Origin of the sequence: Erwinia rhapontici, from assembly GCF_020683125.1 — a bacterium.
GTDB classification, from domain to species: domain Bacteria; phylum Pseudomonadota; class Gammaproteobacteria; order Enterobacterales; family Enterobacteriaceae; genus Erwinia; species Erwinia rhapontici.
Map to the genome: position 1 here is coordinate 4,016,185 of NZ_CP085627.1, position 17,219 is coordinate 4,033,403.

Annotated in this window: 17 protein-coding genes; 5 read left to right on the top strand and 12 right to left on the bottom strand. The window is 54.1% G+C overall.

The features are described from left to right. Positions 1–2 precede the first annotated feature (2 nt). Genes LJN55_RS18510 through LJN55_RS18525 form a run of 4 tightly spaced genes read right to left on the bottom strand, consistent with a single transcriptional unit; the run spans position 3 to position 3,916 of the window. Complete coding sequence (locus tag LJN55_RS18510) at positions 3–776, bottom strand: FCD domain-containing protein (RefSeq protein WP_133846101.1); 774 nt, start codon at positions 774–776, stop codon at positions 3–5. A gap of 40 nt (positions 777–816) precedes the next feature. Beyond that, positions 817–1,134 carry a PTS sugar transporter subunit IIB gene (locus LJN55_RS18515; RefSeq protein WP_133846102.1) on the bottom strand — a complete coding sequence of 106 codons (318 nt, stop codon included), beginning with the start codon at positions 1,132–1,134 and terminating at the stop codon, positions 817–819. A gap of 10 nt (positions 1,135–1,144) precedes the next feature. Beyond that, positions 1,145–2,572 (bottom strand): glycoside hydrolase family 1 protein, encoded by a 1,428-nt coding sequence (locus LJN55_RS18520; RefSeq protein ID WP_133846138.1) that lies wholly within the window; start codon positions 2,570–2,572, stop codon positions 1,145–1,147. Between the two features lie 9 nt (positions 2,573–2,581). After that, on the bottom strand, positions 2,582–3,916 hold the full coding sequence (locus LJN55_RS18525) for a PTS sugar transporter subunit IIC (protein WP_133846103.1): 1,335 nt from the start codon (positions 3,914–3,916) through the stop codon (positions 2,582–2,584). A 181-nt stretch (positions 3,917–4,097) separates the two neighbouring features. Here LJN55_RS18525 and LJN55_RS18530 point away from each other — a divergent pair, with 181 nt between their 5' ends. Both LJN55_RS18530 and LJN55_RS18535 read left to right on the top strand, forming a co-directional pair. Next, positions 4,098–4,409, top strand: coding sequence for a PTS lactose/cellobiose transporter subunit IIA (locus LJN55_RS18530; protein WP_133846104.1), 312 nt, complete (start codon positions 4,098–4,100; stop codon positions 4,407–4,409). 372 nt (positions 4,410–4,781) lie between these two features. Further along, the gene (locus LJN55_RS18535; RefSeq protein WP_227535021.1) at positions 4,782–5,114 is read left to right on the top strand and encodes a hypothetical protein; all 333 of its coding nucleotides are present in this window, start codon (positions 4,782–4,784) and stop codon (positions 5,112–5,114) included. 5 nt (positions 5,115–5,119) lie between these two features. Here the strand turns inward: LJN55_RS18535 and LJN55_RS18540 are convergent, their stop codons facing one another. Together LJN55_RS18540 and lysA are read right to left on the bottom strand one after the other, a co-directional pair. Next, on the bottom strand, positions 5,120–5,686 hold the full coding sequence (locus LJN55_RS18540) for a DUF4225 domain-containing protein (protein ID WP_227536410.1): 567 nt from the start codon (positions 5,684–5,686) through the stop codon (positions 5,120–5,122). Positions 5,687–6,120: 434 nt separating this feature from the next. Next, positions 6,121–7,374 (bottom strand): diaminopimelate decarboxylase, encoded by a 1,254-nt coding sequence (gene lysA / locus LJN55_RS18545; protein ID WP_133846107.1) that lies wholly within the window; start codon positions 7,372–7,374, stop codon positions 6,121–6,123. Positions 7,375–7,499: 125 nt separating this feature from the next. Here lysA and LJN55_RS18550 point away from each other — a divergent pair, with 125 nt between their 5' ends. Then, on the top strand, positions 7,500–8,420 hold the full coding sequence (locus LJN55_RS18550; protein WP_227535022.1) for a LysR family transcriptional regulator: 921 nt from the start codon (positions 7,500–7,502) through the stop codon (positions 8,418–8,420). On the opposite strand, the gene LJN55_RS18555 is transcribed toward LJN55_RS18550, so the two are convergent. Then, positions 8,417–9,586 carry an MFS transporter gene (locus LJN55_RS18555; RefSeq protein WP_133846109.1) on the bottom strand — a complete coding sequence of 390 codons (1,170 nt, stop codon included), beginning with the start codon at positions 9,584–9,586 and terminating at the stop codon, positions 8,417–8,419. The two genes, LJN55_RS18550 and LJN55_RS18555, sit on opposite strands and share 4 nt — an antisense overlap. A gap of 420 nt (positions 9,587–10,006) precedes the next feature. On the opposite strand from LJN55_RS18555, the gene LJN55_RS18560 reads away from it, so the two are divergent. Continuing rightward, positions 10,007–10,630 carry a serine protease gene (locus tag LJN55_RS18560; protein WP_133846110.1) on the top strand — a complete coding sequence of 208 codons (624 nt, stop codon included), beginning with the start codon at positions 10,007–10,009 and terminating at the stop codon, positions 10,628–10,630. Between the two features lie 62 nt (positions 10,631–10,692). Here LJN55_RS18560 and LJN55_RS18565 read toward each other — a convergent pair whose 3' ends face one another. The 3 genes from LJN55_RS18565 to prfB form a co-directional block, all read right to left on the bottom strand. Then, positions 10,693–11,196: a cupin domain-containing protein gene (locus LJN55_RS18565; protein ID WP_227535023.1), complete on the bottom strand. Its 504-nt coding sequence runs from the start codon at positions 11,194–11,196 to the stop codon at positions 10,693–10,695. Between the two features lie 114 nt (positions 11,197–11,310). Next, complete coding sequence (gene lysS, locus LJN55_RS18570; RefSeq protein WP_133846112.1) at positions 11,311–12,831, bottom strand: lysine--tRNA ligase; 1,521 nt, start codon at positions 12,829–12,831, stop codon at positions 11,311–11,313. Between the two features lie 9 nt (positions 12,832–12,840). Further along, positions 12,841–13,939 (bottom strand): peptide chain release factor 2 gene (gene prfB, locus LJN55_RS18575; protein WP_133846113.1). Its coding sequence is split into 2 segments (ribosomal slippage): positions 12,841–13,863 and positions 13,865–13,939, totalling 1,098 coding nucleotides; the frame shifts between segments, so codons are not numbered across the junction. Between the two features lie 102 nt (positions 13,940–14,041). Here prfB and LJN55_RS18580 point away from each other — a divergent pair. Further along, entirely contained in the window at positions 14,042–14,665 is a 624-nt protein-coding gene (locus LJN55_RS18580) for a LysE family translocator (RefSeq protein WP_133846114.1), read from the top strand. Positions 14,666–14,779: 114 nt separating this feature from the next. Here LJN55_RS18580 and recJ read toward each other — a convergent pair whose 3' ends face one another. Both recJ and dsbC read right to left on the bottom strand, forming a co-directional pair. Further along, positions 14,780–16,498 carry a single-stranded-DNA-specific exonuclease RecJ gene (gene recJ, locus LJN55_RS18585; protein WP_133846115.1) on the bottom strand — a complete coding sequence of 573 codons (1,719 nt, stop codon included), beginning with the start codon at positions 16,496–16,498 and terminating at the stop codon, positions 14,780–14,782. A 5-nt stretch (positions 16,499–16,503) separates the two neighbouring features. Further along, a complete protein-coding gene (gene dsbC / locus LJN55_RS18590; protein ID WP_133846116.1) occupies positions 16,504–17,208 on the bottom strand; it encodes a bifunctional protein-disulfide isomerase/oxidoreductase DsbC in 705 nt (234 codons plus the stop codon). Between the last annotated feature and the right edge of the window lie 11 nt (positions 17,209–17,219).

Genomic DNA, 17,219 nt, shown 5'->3' on the forward strand with positions numbered 1-17,219 from the left:
ACTCACACCAGCTTCCCCTGGAAAATCGGCACGGACTCAAACAGATAGCCGTCAAAGTCGGGTGCATCAGCATCTGACAACTCCAGCAGACTGTGTTTCACATTTTCCAGGTGCTGCCACATCGCCTGCCACGATCCCATCACATCACGACGACGCAGCGCGGCGAGGATGGTCTGATGATCGCCCAGCCATTTCAGCCGGTAGCTGCGGGTTTCAATATGGGCGCGCAGCTGCTGCCACAGCGGGCTGCTCTCATGATGACGCCAGATGCTGTTGACGGTATCCAGCAGCATCTGATTCTGAGTGGCCCCGGCCAGCAACAGATGGAACAGCTTGTCATTGTCCTGACTTTTATCGTCGAGGGCGATGGCGCGCTGCTCCTGCTCCAGGGTGCGTTTTAGGTTTTCAATATCGGCTTTAGTCGCCATTTTCGCTGCAAATGCGGCGATATTACTCTCCAGCAGCTGGCGCGCCTGCAACATCTCAAACGGCCCGACGTCGCTGCGGAAAAATGCTTCCTCTTCGTCACTGCTTTCCGACGGGATGCGCATCACATAAACGCCGGAGCTTTGGCGAATATCCACCGTTCCTTCCAGCTCCAGCATCAATAGCGCTTCACGCACAATGGTGCGGCTGACGCCCCAGGTTTCCGCAATATTGCGTTCAGGCGGCAGACGAGAGCCAACAGGGTAGTGGCCATCGATGATTTGCTGCCGCAGATCGTGCCCGATTTCCTGATACTGCTTTTTTTCCTGCGCAGGCGCACCTTTGTCCACAGAGCTTCACCTTTTAAATCATTATGACCATCAATGACGCCTAGCTTACCAAAGCCAGCGCCTGATCGAGTACTTTTGCGCCGTTAAGGGTGCCATAAGCCACCGAATCAATCACCGCAATCGGGATATTGTGGCTGTCGGTAAGTTTGCGGTTCTCTTCAAGCTTAAAGCGCACCTGCGGCCCCAGCAGCACCACCGCCACTTCGCCGGGGTAGTTTTCCAGCTCGTCACGCAGATTCTGCTCCGGGATCGCATAGATTTGGTATGCCAGTCCACGGGCAGCGGCTTCTTTTTCCATTCGCGTCACCACCATTGAGGTGGACATGCCTGCTGCGCAGGCCAGTACGATACGTTGCATGGGTAACTCCTTATTTGGCTTCATCATCCAGGGTAACAGAGAGCTGGCGCTGTTCGCTGACCTGTTGATACCAGTGAGCGGATTTTTTCATCCGGCGTTGGCGCTGGCAATCCAGGTCGATTTCAATCAGTCCGTAGCGGTTCTTGAAGGCATTCATCGGGGAAACATTGTCGGTGAAGGCCCACAGCATATAGCCCAGGCAGTTCATTCCGGCGGCGTTTGCCCGCACGGCCTGGTAAAGGTGTTCGGTGATAAAGGCGATGCGGTAGTCATCCTGAATCTCGCCATCAGCATTTTTGAAGCGTGCTTCGTTCTCAATCCCCATACCGTTTTCAGCGATAAACCACGGGAAGTTGTCGTAGTCATTCTTCATACGCAAGGCCATATCCCAGACGATGGCGGGCTGAATCTCCCAACCGCGCGAGGTGTTCATACGCCGCCCCGGCAGTTCGAAATGCTCGTAGTAAAATGCCGGATGGAATGGGGTTTCCGGGTGCCAGGCACGTGATGGCGCTTTCACGCGGTGCGGGTAATAGAGGTTGATGCCGACTTCATCCACGCGGTTGGCGGAGATAATCGCCAGCTCCTGCGCGTTGTAATCCCATTTCACCTGATGTTTTTCCAGCAACTGAACCAGCTCCGCCGGGTATTCGCCTTTGATGGCCGGGTCAAGGAAAACGCGGTTGTAGAACAAGTCGTACATTTCCGCCGCTTTCACATCATGCGCCGCACTGGAACGCGGGTACGTCACTTCCGGGTTCAGGATGGTGCCAACCGTGCCCTGATAACCTTTCTCCCGGAACAGCTGCACCACTTTCGCCGTGGCGAGATTTTTATGGTGGTTCCACTGCATCCATTTGTCAGTGTTCTGCTCGTATGGCCAGCGCAGCGCATCCAGATAGACCCGCGTCTGCACCACAATCGGCTCGTTAAAGGTAAACCAGCGCGTCACCTTGTGGGCGTAACGTGCAAACACCTGCTCTGCGTAACGGACAAACAGCTCCACCACATGCTTTGAACCCCAGCCGCCGTGCTGCTCCAGCAGGGCAGCTGGCAGCTCGTAGTGTTCCAGGCACAGCATCGGCTGAATGCCGTTTGCCAGCAGCTCATCGATCAGGTTGTCGTAATACGCGGCGTACTCTTCATCAACGACGGCATTTTCATAATCAGTCAGAAAGCGCGACCAGTTAATCGAGGTGCGGTAGTGCGTCAGCCCCGAGGCTTTCATCAAGGCGACATCTTCTTTATAGCGATTGATAAAGTCGGTGGCGATCGCCGGGCCGTAACCGTTGTGCCAGACATGACGATCGTTCTGATACCAGGCATCGAGGTAAGAGTCCTGCCCCGCTTTCTTGCCACTCCAGCCTTCGGTTTGCCACGCGGAAGCCGCGGCCCCGAGAATAAAATCGGCCGGGATAGTGACGTTGATTGTGCTCATCATAGCTCCTTAGTGTTTCGCGAGTTCAGGCTGTAACGCGCGGGCTTCAGCGGCCTCTGCACGGCGCGCAGCGATTTTGACAAACGGCAGATAGACCAAAATGGAGACGATAATGCAGACGATTTGCGTCACCACAGCCCCCATCGATCCGGCGGTAGAGAGCCAGGCATTGATGATCGGCGGCGTGGTCCAGGGCACCATCACTACCGCTTTCCCGGCAAACCCAGTGACCGTGGCGAAGTAACCAATCGATCCGGTGATCAGCGGCGTAATAATGAACGGGATGGCGAGGATCGGATTAAGCATAATCGGCATGCCGAAGATCACCGGTTCGTTAATGTTAAACAGGCCAGGACCGAATGACAGCTTGGCGATTTCCCGCATCTCTTTGCGTTTGGTTGCCAGCATCACCGCCGTCAGTAAGCCGATCGTCAACCCGGACCCACCGATGCTCATATACACATCCCAGAACGGCATGGTGATGATATTCGGTGCTTCAATGCCCTGCTCAAAGGCGTTCATATTGACCAGGATCGCCCCCAGCAGCAGCGGTTCGCGGATCGGTTTCACCATCTGATTACCGTGAATACCGATCACCCAGAACAGCTGGGCAACAAACATCAATAGCAGAATACCCCACAGGCTCTGCACCACCGATTCCAGCGGTTCCTGCACAATTTTGTACACCGCGTCATACAGATACATGCCGGTGAAACGGTGGAAGATAAAACCAAACGTGGCGATGGCGGAGACGGTAATAATCGATGGGATCAGCGCCGAGAACGAAGCTGCCACATTCGGTGGTACCGTATCCGGCATTTTGATTTTTAGCCGATCGATATTTTCCAGTCGGCAATAGATCTCGACGGAGAGAATGGCAATAAACATGCCGAGGAACAGGCTTTTGGTATCCGAGAACTGTTTCGCCAGCACGTCAGTGACCACCTGCAACTGGCCGTTGACCATCATGCTTAATGTCGTTGGCGTGACGGCGATAAAACAGATAATCGCCAACAGACCCGGGAACAGGGTTTTGATGCCGTTGATTTTCCCCAGTTCAATACCGATCAGGAACACTGCACCGATATTCAGAAAACTGAGCGTCGCATAGTTAATACTGGAAGTAATGGGTTTGAGTTCGGCGAGGAACGACAGCGCCTCAAAGCTCGCCAGCCCGTTCTTGCCATCCAGCACCATATTGGAAATCAGCACCGAAAACGCACCGACAATAATCACCGGCATCAGCGTAATAAATGAGGCCTTGATCGCCATGATATAGCGGTAGCTGTTGAATTTTGTGGCAAAACTCCCCAGCGAGTCGATTAGCCGATCCTGTAGAGACATGTGTAAATCCTCGAGGTAAGGGGTCAGGCATCCCGGCACTGGTATTTGTTGAACTTCCGTTGTTGTGGCATACCAAAAATAAACAATTACGAGTTATTTACTGTGATATGACTCTCAGAAGTGATCACTGGTATTCCAATAAGATAATTAAACCAATTTTGGTATACCAATGGAGACAGTGATGGATTTCGAGCAGACCATGATGGAATTGTTGATCAATGCAGGCGAAGCACGATCCCACGCCATGAGCGCCATTCAGCACGCCCGTAAGCGCGAATGGCAGCAGGCCGATGCGGCACTGGCGGCTTCACTGGAAGCGTCAAAAGGAGCTCACAAGATACAGACACAGCTGATAGGGGCTGATGAGGGATGTGGCAAAGTGCCGGTCACGCTGATCCTCGTTCATGCCCAGGATCACCTGATGAATGCGATGCTGTGCCGCGATCTGGCGGAAGAGATTGTGCTGTTAAGGAAAGAGATGTTTGCAGAATAGTCGTATCCGCAATGGGCCGATCGGAAGAAATGATCGGCTTCTGCAATAAATCGCGATGTCGTGGTGGTTTTAACGCTACAGCGAGCACACTGACTACGAGGATGGTGCCAGTTTGAGGTAAGCCGGACGTCACGCGCCAGGACGGCGCGTGCCGAGGCCCGCAGGGATGCGTCTTTTGCCGATCCGGTGTGCTCAAACTGGCCTCTGCCCTGTCACACCAGCAGCAGCGAATAAAATGGTTGATTTGAGGCCGATCGGAAATAATGATCGGCCCCTACGGTGCGTAAGACTTATTTTTATACTCAGCGGTCGTTCTGCGTGATATTCTTTTACGAGGCACAGGAGAGGTAAATATTAAAAGGAATAGCAAGGATGAATGATATGGATATGGATATGGATATGGAAGAAAAACTGCTGAAAAGTGGATTTACGACTAAAGAAATTAGAAAAATAAAATATTTTGTGAAAAAAAACCGCACAACCTATGCGCAAGTTCTGATAAAGTTAAGGCGAGTTTTTTTAGGGATAGCAACTCTCAGATTAATAATGACACTTCTCCTTATTTCGACTTATGAAGAAAACAACATGGATGGTTTTTATGGATTTCTGGTGGGATATGTTTTTGCCATGATCGTTTCTGAAATCCTCGTCCCAACCAAGTTAGGGGCGAAGATATTTATTCATGGCAGGAAATTAATAACTTGATTAAGTTATTCTTCCAGTGCTGTTTTTATAGTAATAGCATCACCTGTGCCTTCGATTAAAAGAGAAGGCACACTCATTCTCTTCACATTTCTAATATAGTCTGAAGGGAGAAAGTTAAACAATCTTCTGGCATCTGGTTTTAATACAAAACGGGCCATGCCATACGCAGAGAGTGATAAGTCAATTGAACTGTAAGCTAGTGCGCCGACTTTCTCATCAAACCCCATGAACCTTGCTGTATTTATATATCCTTCTTTTATTTTTCCAACATGGCCTTCACTACCATTTTTAATATTTACAATTCCTTCTTCAATACCATTTATCCCATGCAGAAAAAGTGTGGCACCAGCAACCATACCCACAATGTTTAAATGAGCAAGTGAACCGGTAAAAATTGTAATTCCCGCAACTATCTGAAATCCCCCCAGCACAACCCCTACTCCATTAATGATATATCCCCAGGAATCCAGTTCTTTAACAATTTTCCCCGATGCCACTATTTTTGCATTATGCCCAAGCAGGCTCCATGTTTGCCTGTCGATAAAAGCCTTCTCCTGACGAAGATTATCCAGGGAGTCCCGGCATACCCTTTCACTTTTTTTTCAGAATACAGACCGATCTTAATTCTTATTCACACTCTGCTGGATTAGCGGCAAGCAGAAGAGATTGTGCTGTTAAGGAAAGAGATGTTTGCAGAATAGTCGTGCGCGGCAACGGGCCGATCGGAAAAAATGATCGACCCCTGCAATAAATCGCAATGTCGTGGTGGTTTTAACGCTACAGCGAGCACACTTACTACGAGGATGGGGCCAGTTTGAGGTAAGCCGGACGTCACGCGACAGGACGTCGCGTGCCGAGGCCCGCAGGGATGCGTCTTTTGCCGATCCGGTGTGCTCAAACTGGCCTCAGCCCTGTCACATCAGCAGCACCGAATAAAATGTCTGTAACGGGTTGATTTGAGGCCGATCGAAAAAAATGATCGGCCCCTATGGCACGGGGGAATGGATTACAGTTCCAGCGCCAGCAGCTCGGCCACGGTTTGCGCACGGCGGATCTGGCGCGACTGGCCGTTTTCGAACAGCACTTCCGGGATCAACGGACGGCTGTTGTAGTTCGACGACATGGAGGCACCGTAAGCGCCGGTATCGTGGAACACCAGATAATCGCCCACCTTCACCGCTGGCAGTGCACGGGTTTCGACTTTGCCGCCTTCCAGTTGGGTAAAGACATCGCCCGATTCGCACAGCGGCCCCGCCACCACGCTCTCAATCGTGTTTTCCTCGTCCAGTGTGCGACCGTCCCCGGCAATGGCCGAAATATGGTGGTAGCTGCCATACAGTGACGGACGCATCAGATCGTTAAACCCGGCATCCACCAGCACAAAGTGACGGCTGCCCATCGATTTAACCGCCCGCACCTGGCTGACCAGCACACCGGATTCTGCCACCAGGAAACGTCCCGGTTCGATTTCCAGTTTGACCGGATGACCCAGATGCTGTGCCACGCGCTTGCGTGCGGCATCCCAAAGACCGTAATAGTGGTTGGTATCAATCGTCTCTTCACCAAAGTGATAAGGGATCGACAGCCCGCCTCCGGCAGAAATAGCCTCCAGATCCTGGCCAAAGCTCACCACCTGATTCACCATCGCATCGCACACCTGCTCAAGGTGTCCGTAGTCCACGCCGGAACCGATATGCATGTGGATCCCCACCAGCTTCAGCTGATGCTGCTGGATGGCTTCCAGTGCCAGGCCCATATCACCATGCCAGATCCCGTGCTTGCTGTTTTCACCGCCGGTATTGGTTTTCTGGCTGTGGCCGTGACCAAAGCCCGGGTTAACGCGCAGCCAGACCGGATGCCCGGCAGACACCTGCCCCAACTGATGCAGCATATCGACGGAACCGGCGTTGACCGGCACTTTCAGCTCGGCAACCCGTGCCAGCGTGGGTTCATCGAGCAAATCAGCCGTGAACACAATTTCATCGCCACCGGCCTGATAACCTGCGGCCAGCGCGCGTTCAATCTCCCCCAGGGAAACAGAATCCACCTTCACGCCCGCGGCACGCATCAGGCGCAGAATGTGAATATTCGAACAGGCCTTCTGCGCGAAGCGGACCACATCAAACTGCTGAAGCTGGCTGATGCGGGCCTGGATGATACTGGCATCATAAGCCCAGAATGGGCCGCCATAGTGGCGTGCCAGCGGTAACAGGTTGTCCTGAGTCAGGGCGGTGGTGGTGTCAGTAAGCAGGCGCGGCATAAGGATTCTCCATAAGTTTATGCCTCTATTACGCCACAGCCTGAGACGGGATAAAAATATCTTTTTTATCGCACTCTATTCATCCATGATATGGCTTTAGCATTGATCATTCACGGGAGCCGAACGTGGCGGGCGTTTCTTTGCGTCATATTGAAATTTTTCATGCGGTGGTCACTACCGGCAACCTGACGGAAGCGGCAACGCTGCTGCATACCTCGCAGCCCACCGTCAGCCGTGAGCTGGCGCGTTTTGAAAAGCTGATTGGTCTGCAACTGTTTGAACGCGTGCGCGGACGCCTGCAACCCACGGTACAGGGCTTGCGTCTTTTTGAAGAGGTGCAGCGATCCTGGTACGGACTGGACCGCATTATCAGCGCCGCCGAAGGATTACGTCAGTTTCGCCAGGGTGAGCTGTCGGTGGCCTGTCTGCCGGTGTTTTCCCAGTCACTGCTGCCGCTGCTGTGTCAGCCCTTTATGGCGCGCTACCCGGACCTCAGCCTGAATATCATTCCCCAGGAGTCACCGCTGCTGGAAGAGTGGTTGTCGGCGCAACGTTATGATCTGGGACTGACCGAAACCACACACACCCCGGCAGGCACCGAACGCAGCGCACTGTTTACCGGCGATGAAGTCTGTGTGCTGCCAGCACAGCATCCGCTGGCCAGTCGCGACTGCCTGACACCACAGGATTTCGCCGGGCAGCGTTATATCAGCCTGTCACGCACGGACAGCTACCGTCAGATTCTTGATGGCGTGTTTGCCGAACAGGGCGTCCAGCGGCACATGGTGATGGAGACACACAGTGCGGCGTCGGTATGTTCGATGGTCAGGGCGGGTGTAGGGGTATCGATTGTGAACCCGCTGACGGCGCTGGATTACGCCGACAGCGGAGTGGTGATACGGCGTTTCAGCATCGCCGTGCCGTTTACCGTCAGTCTGATTAGGCCGCGCCACCGCCCCGCATCGGCACTGGTCGATGCCTTCAGCCAGCATTTGCAACAGCAGACGGGCCTGTTCAGCCAGCGCCTGCAACAACGACTCATTTAATGCGTTGCCCTGGCGGGCTGTGGCTGGCCGCGTGATCCCCGGAAGGTATAGAGGCAAACCAGCAGCCCAATCACTGCCAGTACGGCTGCCGAGACGGGCACCGCCGTCAGGCCGTAGCCACCGCCAATCACTGCGCCGCCCACCCAGGCACCCAACGCGTTACCGACGTTAAAGGCAGAGATATTCAGCGTCGACACCAGGTTCGGTGCATCTTTACCGTGGCGGACCACGTTGATTTGCAGCGCCGGAACCATTGCAAAGGTCGCCATCGCCCACAGGAACAGGGTAATTTCCGCCAGCCACAGTGAATGGCTGGTCCAGCTAAACAGCAGGGAGAACACCGCGATCAGCGAGAAGCTGAGGATCAGGCTGAACGACACTTTCCAGTCGGCCAGCTTACCACCGAGGATATTACCCACTGTCAGACCCGCGCCGATCAGGAACAGCGTCCAACTGACGCCCCGGTCCGTCATGCCCGTCACCTGCAACAACAGCGGCGCAATATAGCTGAATAAGGCGAACATCGCGGCGGCGAAAAACACTGTCATCAGCAACGACAGCCACAGCTTGCCGTTATTCAGCGCACTGACTTCTGATGCCAGATGTACCGGCTTCTCATTACGGTTAGTGGGCAGGCTGACGATCAGGCCGATAAAGGCCAGTACGCCAATCACCGCCACGCCCCAGAAGGTGGCACGCCAGCCAAACATCTGACCAAACCAGGTGCCCAGCGGCACACCCAGCACGTTGGCAAGCGTTAAGCCGGTAAACATCAGCGCAACGGCAGAAGCCTGTTTACCCGGTGCGACCAGGCTGGCTGCGACTACGGCACCGATACCGAAGAAGGCACCGTGACACAGCGCGGTCACAACGCGCGCCAGCATCAGCAGGTTATAGGTGTAAGCCAGCGCACAGAGAATATTCCCGACGATAAAAATCGCCATCAGCAGGATCAGCGTCCGTTTGCGCGGCAGCCTGGCCGTCAGCAATGCCATAATCGGAGCGCCAATCGCCACCCCCAGCGCGTAACCGCTGATCAGCCAGCCTGCCGATGGAATCGACACGCGCAGGTCATTCGCCACTTCCGGCAACAGCCCCATAATGACAAATTCAGTGGTGCCGATAGCAAAGGCACTCAACGCCAGCGCCAGTAATGAAACAGGCATGTCACACACTCCCAGGATAATTGGTGTAGAAGATAAATTTGATCTGCGTCACAGCAACGCATTAAAGCACAGCTAATGAACGCCTTACAGCCCGCTATCAGCAACTGTCTGTTGCCTGGGCAGCAAGAATCCTCTGGGTAATGATGAATCGGTGAGAAAAATGCGATCGCACGCTCATTTTGTCGTTTTTCTTCGCTATACTTTCCGTTAACTGGCCATTACATAAACCTTCCTAATCATTCAATTCTACGAATCATCTGAGTTTTGGAAATTTTGCTTCAACGCTGCTGGCACCTCTTCGCCTTGTGACAGATTTGATGGAGCATTGATACATTAAAGTTCTGCGACAGATGGCCGATATGCCAGTAAATGAGGTTAAAACCCTGCCATTGCTGTATCAACCATTACCAAGGAGACCCGATGCGACTCGTCATTTGCCTGCCAGCCCTGATTCTGGTCGGGTGTTCCGTCGGAAAGTATCAGTACAGCAGTGAAGCGCACGACCGGGTGGATATGACTGTTACGGGTATTCCAACCGTGCTGGGCTTAGGTACGCTGGGTACCACCATCCCGCTGACGGCCGATTACAGCCTGACCGCGGCCCATGTGGCAAAATTCTCCATGTACCGGGTGAAGTCATATCATCCTGAGTGCGACCTGGCCGTGGTCTATCATAAAAATGATAATGTCCCGGCACCGCATTTCCGTAACGGCCTAATCGGTGACAAGATTAATCTCTACGGTTACAGCTTTATTTCGGCGATGCCGGTCGCATCGACGGGCACCAATCTGATCAATACCGGGCTAAAAAACACCTGGAATAAAGTCAGTTGCGTCGTGGTGGCGTCCGATGCAGGCGTGGTACAGGGCATGTCAGGTGGCGCTGTGTATAACGCGTCTGATGATTCGATTGGCGGGGTGATTGTCGGCTACAGCAAACGCATTAACGATATGAAAACGGGTAAGACGCTGTATAAAGACGTCTCGCTGTATGTGCCGTATGCCCGCTTTAAAGACTGGCTGAACGACGCGGTGAAATCCTGAGTTTCACCGCCGCGGGCGCTCCTCCTGCCGCCTGCACATGTCTCCCTTCCATCCCGGCATTTTCAGGATGTCCCTTTTTTCAATGAGTCCGGCATCCCATCATGGGGGCCAAAATCCTGCTTTGGCGGATCGTCCCAGCGATCCTCTCGCGTAGCGAGGTAGGCTGGATTTGTCGGATACCAGATGCGGTTCTCTTTCTTATTCGCCTCACCAACGATAATAAAGTGCGCTTCGCGATCGCTGTTATTGATAAAGGTATGGCAAATCCCGGTGCCTGCCGGGAACGCTATCGCATCACCGGGTGTTAAGCGATATAACTCGCCATTGATCCATACCTCCGGCTCCCCTTCCAGCACATAAGCAAACTCTTCTTCTGCACTTTCAGCATGCGGGTAGGACATGCGACGGCCAGGCAACAGACGTTCATGATGTATCCCGAGGCGCGTCAGACCGAGCGCCCTTCCCAGCGGCGCACCTATGGACATCAGCTCCTCGCTGTCGGGATAGTGTTCGTTATCTTCGCCCTCAAGCTCACGCCAGTGGCGGATAAAATCAGGTCGGGTCATGGCAGCCCTCTTTACGGTTGCAGTTTGAAAGTCCTTACTATTTGCTTTTTTTCCCGCGGAGGCAAAAAAAAACGGCCAGCGCTAAGGCTGACCGTTGATGTTACAAGCGTGCGTTTACTTGTTGCTTGGACGCAGTGCCGGGAACAGGATCACGTCACGGATGGTGTGGCTGTTGGTAAACAGCATCACCATACGGTCAATACCAATCCCCAGACCCGCCGTTGGCGGCAGGCCGTGTTCCAGCGCGGTGACATAGTCTTCGTCATAGAACATCGCTTCGTCATCACCGGCATCTTTCGCGTTAACCTGTTGCAGGAAACGTTCTGCCTGATCTTCCGCATCGTTCAGCTCTGAGAAACCGTTACCGATTTCGCGGCCGCCGATAAAGAATTCGAAACGGTCAGTGATTTCCGGGTTCTGGTCATTACGGCGCGCCAGCGGTGACACTTCGGCCGGGTATTCCGTGATGAATGTTGGCTGGATCAGATGCGCTTCTGCGGTCTCTTCGAAGATCTCAGTGACCAGACGGCCCAGACCCCAGCTCTTCTCTACTTTGATACCCAGAGACTGAGCAATCGCTACCGATTTATCAAAGTCGTCGAGATCGGCCAGGTCGGTCTGCGGACGGTATTTCAGAATCGCTTCTTTCATCGTCAGCTTCTCGAATGGCTTACCGAAGTCGAACTCCTGGTCGCCGTAAGGCACCACGGTGGAACCCAGAACATCCTGTGCCAGCGTACGGAACAGGCTTTCGGTCAGTTCGATCAGGTCTTTGTAATCCGCATACGCCATATAGAGTTCCATCATGGTGAACTCTGGGTTATGACGTGGCGAAATACCTTCGTTACGGAAGTTACGGTTGATTTCAAACACGCGGTCGAAACCACCCACCACGAGACGCTTCAGATACAGCTCGGGTGCGATACGCAGGTACATATCGATGTCCAGCGCATTGTGATGCGTGATAAACGGACGGGCAGACGCACCGCCAGGGATCACCTGCATCATCGGGGTTTCCACTTCCATAAACTCACGGCCGACCATAAAGCTGCGGATACCCGCCATGATCTGGGAGCGAATTTTGAAGGTGTTGCGCGAGTCGTCGTTCGAGATCAGGTCAAGATAACGCTGACGGTAACGGGTTTCCTGATCGGCCAGGCCGTGGAACTTGTCCGGCAGCGGGCGCAGTGCTTTGGTCAACAGGCGCAGTTCGCTACAGTGGATAGACAGTTCGCCGGTTTTAGTCTTAAACAACTTGCCGCGTGCGCCGAGGATATCGCCGAGATCCCACTTTTTGAACTGTTCGTTATAGATGCCTTCCGCCAGGTCATCGCGGGATACGTAAAGCTGAATACGGCCGCCCACATCCTGCAACGTCACAAAGGATGCCTTACCCATAATACGACGAGTCATCATACGGCCAGCCACGCTGACTTCGATGCCAAGGTCTTCCAGCTCTTCGTTCTCTTTACCACCAAACTCGGCGTGCAGGGTGTCTGCGGTGCGGTCACGGCGGAAGTCGTTCGGGAATGCCACGCCAGTTTCACGCAGTGCGGCCAGTTTTTCGCGACGCGCTTTGAGTTCGTTATTCAGTTCAATGGCGGCATCAGCGGCCTGCGGTTGTTGTTCAGACATGTGAGTTCCTTATAAACCTGCTTTCAAACTTGCTTCAATGAAACGATCCAGATCGCCGTCCAGAACCGCCTGAGTATTGCGTGTTTCCACGCCTGTACGCAGATCCTTAATGCGGGAATCATCCAGCACGTAAGAGCGGATCTGGCTGCCCCAGCCGATGTCAGACTTGTTGTCTTCCGCCGTCTGTTTGTCAGCATTTTTTTTCTGCATTTCGTATTCGTACAGTTTGGCGCGCAACTGTTTGAAGGCCTGATCTTTGTTTTTATGCTGAGAGCGGTCATTCTGGCACTGCACGACAATGTTGGTCGGTAAGTGGGTAATACGCACCGCCGACTCCGTTTTGTTGACGTGCTGACCACCGGCACCGGAGGCGCGGTAAACGTCGATACGCAGGTCGGCCGGGTTAATGTCGATATCGATGTTGTCGTCCACTTCCGGGTAGATAAACACCGAACTGAAAGAGGTATGACGACGGCCACCGGAGTCAAACGGGCTTTTACGCACCAGGCGATGCACGCCGGTTTCAGTGCGTAACCAGCCAAACGCGTAGTCGCCGATGATTTTAATGGTGGCGGATTTGGTACCGGCCACTTCACCGTCAGACTCTTCGATAATTTCGGTTTTAAAGCCTCTCGCTTCAGCCCAGCGCAGGTACATACGCAGCAGCATGCTGGCCCAGTCCTGAGCTTCTGTCCCGCCGGAGCCTGCCTGGATATCCATGTAGCAGTCGGCGCTGTCGTATTCGCCGGAGAACATACGACGGAATTCTAATTCGCCGAGTTTCTTTTCCAGCACATCCAGTTCAGCAATCGCTTCATTGAAGGTGTCTTCATCATCGGCCTCAACGGCCAGCTCGAGCAGGCCTGAAACATCTTCCAGCCCCTGCTCCATCAGATCCAGTGTTTCCACAACGGCTTCTAATGCGGAGCGTTCTTTACCCAGCGCCTGGGCGCGTTCAGGTTCATTCCAGACATCAGGCTGTTCCAGTTCAGCGTTTACTTCCTGAAGACGTTCTTTCTTGGCATCATAGTCAAAGATACCCCCGAAGAACGCTGCTGCGCTCTGTGAGATCCTGAATACGGTTCTTTACCGGATTAATTTCAAACATGGTTTTAATCTTTTTAGGTGATCGAAATGGACGTAATAGTAACCACGCAGTTTAACCGAAATAGCGCACAGTTTGTAGCACTGAACACAATGGAGAATCGCCATGTCCGTTACCGATGCCCTGATGGCATTCACCTTTGCCGCCGCACTGCTGACGTTGACGCCGGGGCTGGATACCGCGTTGATTTTACGCACCGCCACGGTAGAGGGAACCCGGAAGGCCATTCAGGCTCAACTGGGCATTAATGCCGGCTGTCTGGCGTGGGCCGCTGCCGTGGCGTTTGGCCTCGGTGCACTGATTGCCGTGTCTGAGCTGGCTTATAACCTGTTGAAGTGGTGCGGAGCAGGCTACCTCGCCTGGCTTGGCGTGCAAATGTTGCTGAAACCTCGCCAGCAAATGGGCGACGTAACCCTGAGCAGCGGTAGCCAGAACGCGTTTCTACGCGGTTTTTTCGGCAATCTGCTCAATCCTAAAGTCGGGATTTTTTACGTCTCCTTCCTGCCACAGTTTATTCCGACCGGGCATTCGCCGGTGCTCTGGACCTTTGGACTGGTGCTAATCCATGTAGTGCTGGGCACGCTGTGGTCGGCGCTGCTGATTGGCAGCACGCGCAAACTGTCAGGGATATTAAAACAGGAAGGGGTGGTGAAGTGGCTCGACCGCACCACGGGCGCGGTGTTTTTATTGTTTGCTGCAAAACTGGCGTTAAGCCGCCGGCCGGGATGATGTGAAAAAGGGGCGACGGATCAGTAGCGTCATGGTCGCCCCCTACGGGTTAAATTTCCTCCAGGGGCTGACCTTCTGTGTCGGTCAGCCCGCCAGCACAATGGATGAGGTGAATTACAGCGCCCAGAGATGGTCGATGATCAGCTGCACATTACGGTTGCCGCGGAACTCGTTGATGTCCAGCTTGTAAGCCAGCTCAACCTGCTTCACGCTGGGATCGGGCCACAGAGCCGTATCAATGTTAAACGCGATACCGTCCAGCAAAGGGCCACCGCCCAATGGCTCAATCATCACTTTCAGATGACGCTCACCTACCAGCTTCTGCTGTAACAGCTTAAATTTGCCATCAAACGTCGGTTCAGGGAACGCCTGGCCCCAGGGGCCTGCTTCACGCAGCAGTTCCGCGGTGGGCAGCGTCAGCTCCTGCGCCATCAGTTCGCCGTCGGACCAGACCACGCCCTGAAGGGATTCCGCCTCCAGCCAGTCGCCCACCAGATCGGCAAAACACTGACGGAAACGTTCAAAGTTCGCCTCTTCCAGTGACAACCCTGCCGCCATCGCATGTCCACCAAATTTGATGATCAGCCCCGGATTAAGGGTATCCAGCCGCTCCAGCGCATCACGCATATGCAGCCCGGCAATCGAGCGTCCTGAGCCTTTCAGCGTGCCGTCGCCTGCGGGCGCAAAGGCGATCACCGGACGATGGAAACGCTCTTTCAGCCGCGAAGCCAGAATACCGACCACGCCCTGATGCCACTCTGGATGATACATCGCAATACCGAGCGGCAAAGCGTCACTGCTGCTTTCCAGACGATCGCAAAGCGCCAGCGCTTCTGACTGCATGCCCTGCTCTATCTCTTTGCGCGTCTGATTCAGTGCATCCAGCTCACTGGCAAGCATACGCGCCTGGCCCAGGTCTTCACTGAGCAATAGCGCCACCCCGACCGACATATCATCCAGCCGCCCGGCGGCATTGAGACGCGGGCCAAGGGCGAAACCTAAATCACTGGCGGCCAGCTGGCGTGCATCACGGTTGGCAATCTCCAGTAATGCCCGGATGCCGGGACGACATTTGCCCGCACGAATGCGGCTCAGCCCCTGCCAGACCAGGATGCGATTGTTGGCATCCAGCGGCACCACATCCGCCACCGTGCCGAGCGCGACCAAATCCAGCAGTTCTGCCAGATTCGGCAGCGTGGTCACGCCACTGTCGCGCAACTGTGCACGCAGTGCCAGCATCAGATAAAACGCTACGCCCACACCCGCCAGCGATTTAGACGGAAATTCGCAGTCGTTAAGATTGGGGTTAACAATGGCATCGGCAGCAGGCAGCGTATCGCCCGGCAAATGGTGATCGGTGACCACAACCGGAATGCCTTTTTCATGGGCCAGCGCCACGCCCGCATGGGAAGAGATGCCGTTATCTACGGTGACGATCAGCTGTGCACCGCGTGCAGCCGCCTGTTCTACCACTTCCGGGCTAAGGCCATAGCCATCATCAAAACGGTTAGGCACCAGATATTTGATGTTCTGCCCGCCCATGCTGCGTAGCGCCAGTACCGTTAGCGCCGTGCTGGTGGCCCCATCGGCATCGAAATCGCCGACAATCATGATGCAGAGGTTATCGGCCAGTGCCCGTTGCAGGATGTCCACCGCCGCCTGAATACCGCTGAGTGACTGGAAAGGATGCAAATATTTCGCGCCGCGTTCCAGTTCACTGGCCTGGCGGATGCCCCGGCGGGCATACAGGCGACGTAACAATGGGTGAAGATCGGCAGGTAAGGCGGCCGTGTCCGTCGCCTCGCGACGACGGAGTTCAGTTGTGCTGTTCACGAATATCAGCCGCCGTTTTTCTGGCTGTCGAGGAATTTCTTCAGGTCCTGTGGATTCTGATAGCCAGGGATCATGCTGCCATTCTCAAGCAGAATAGCCGGGGTGCCCTGGATACCGTAAAGAATGCCCAATTTGTACTGCTGGCCGATATCGATTTTGCCGTCAATCGGCGATACAGCTTCACCTTTCATCGCGGCATCAAAGGCTTTGCGCGGTTCAGCGGCAGACCAGATAGATTTCATCTCTTTCGCCACATTGCCGTTCATCCCTTCACGCGGGAAAGCCAGATAACGCACGGTAATCCCCAGCGCATTATAGTCAGCCATTTCCTGATGCAGCTTGCGGCAATAGCCGCAGGTAATGTCGGTAAACACCGTCACCACGTACTGCTGTTTTGGCGCTTTATACACGATCATCTCTTTGCTCAACGCTTCAACTTTCTTTTCCAGCAGTTGATTGGTGACGTTGACCGGCTGACCGCCGCTGACATCATAGAGAGGCCCCTGTACGAAATGTTTGCCATCGTCGGTGACGTACAGCACACCGCTTTCGCTCAGCACGGTTTTAAACCCTGGCAGAGGCGAAGGCTGAATCTCGGTCTGCTGTAAGCCCAGCTTACTCAGAGACTGTTTAATCGCTGCATCATCAGCATAGGCCAGTCCGCTGGCCAGCGCGATGAGTCCCGAAAGTAACAGGAAATGTTTCTTCATTTTTTATGTCC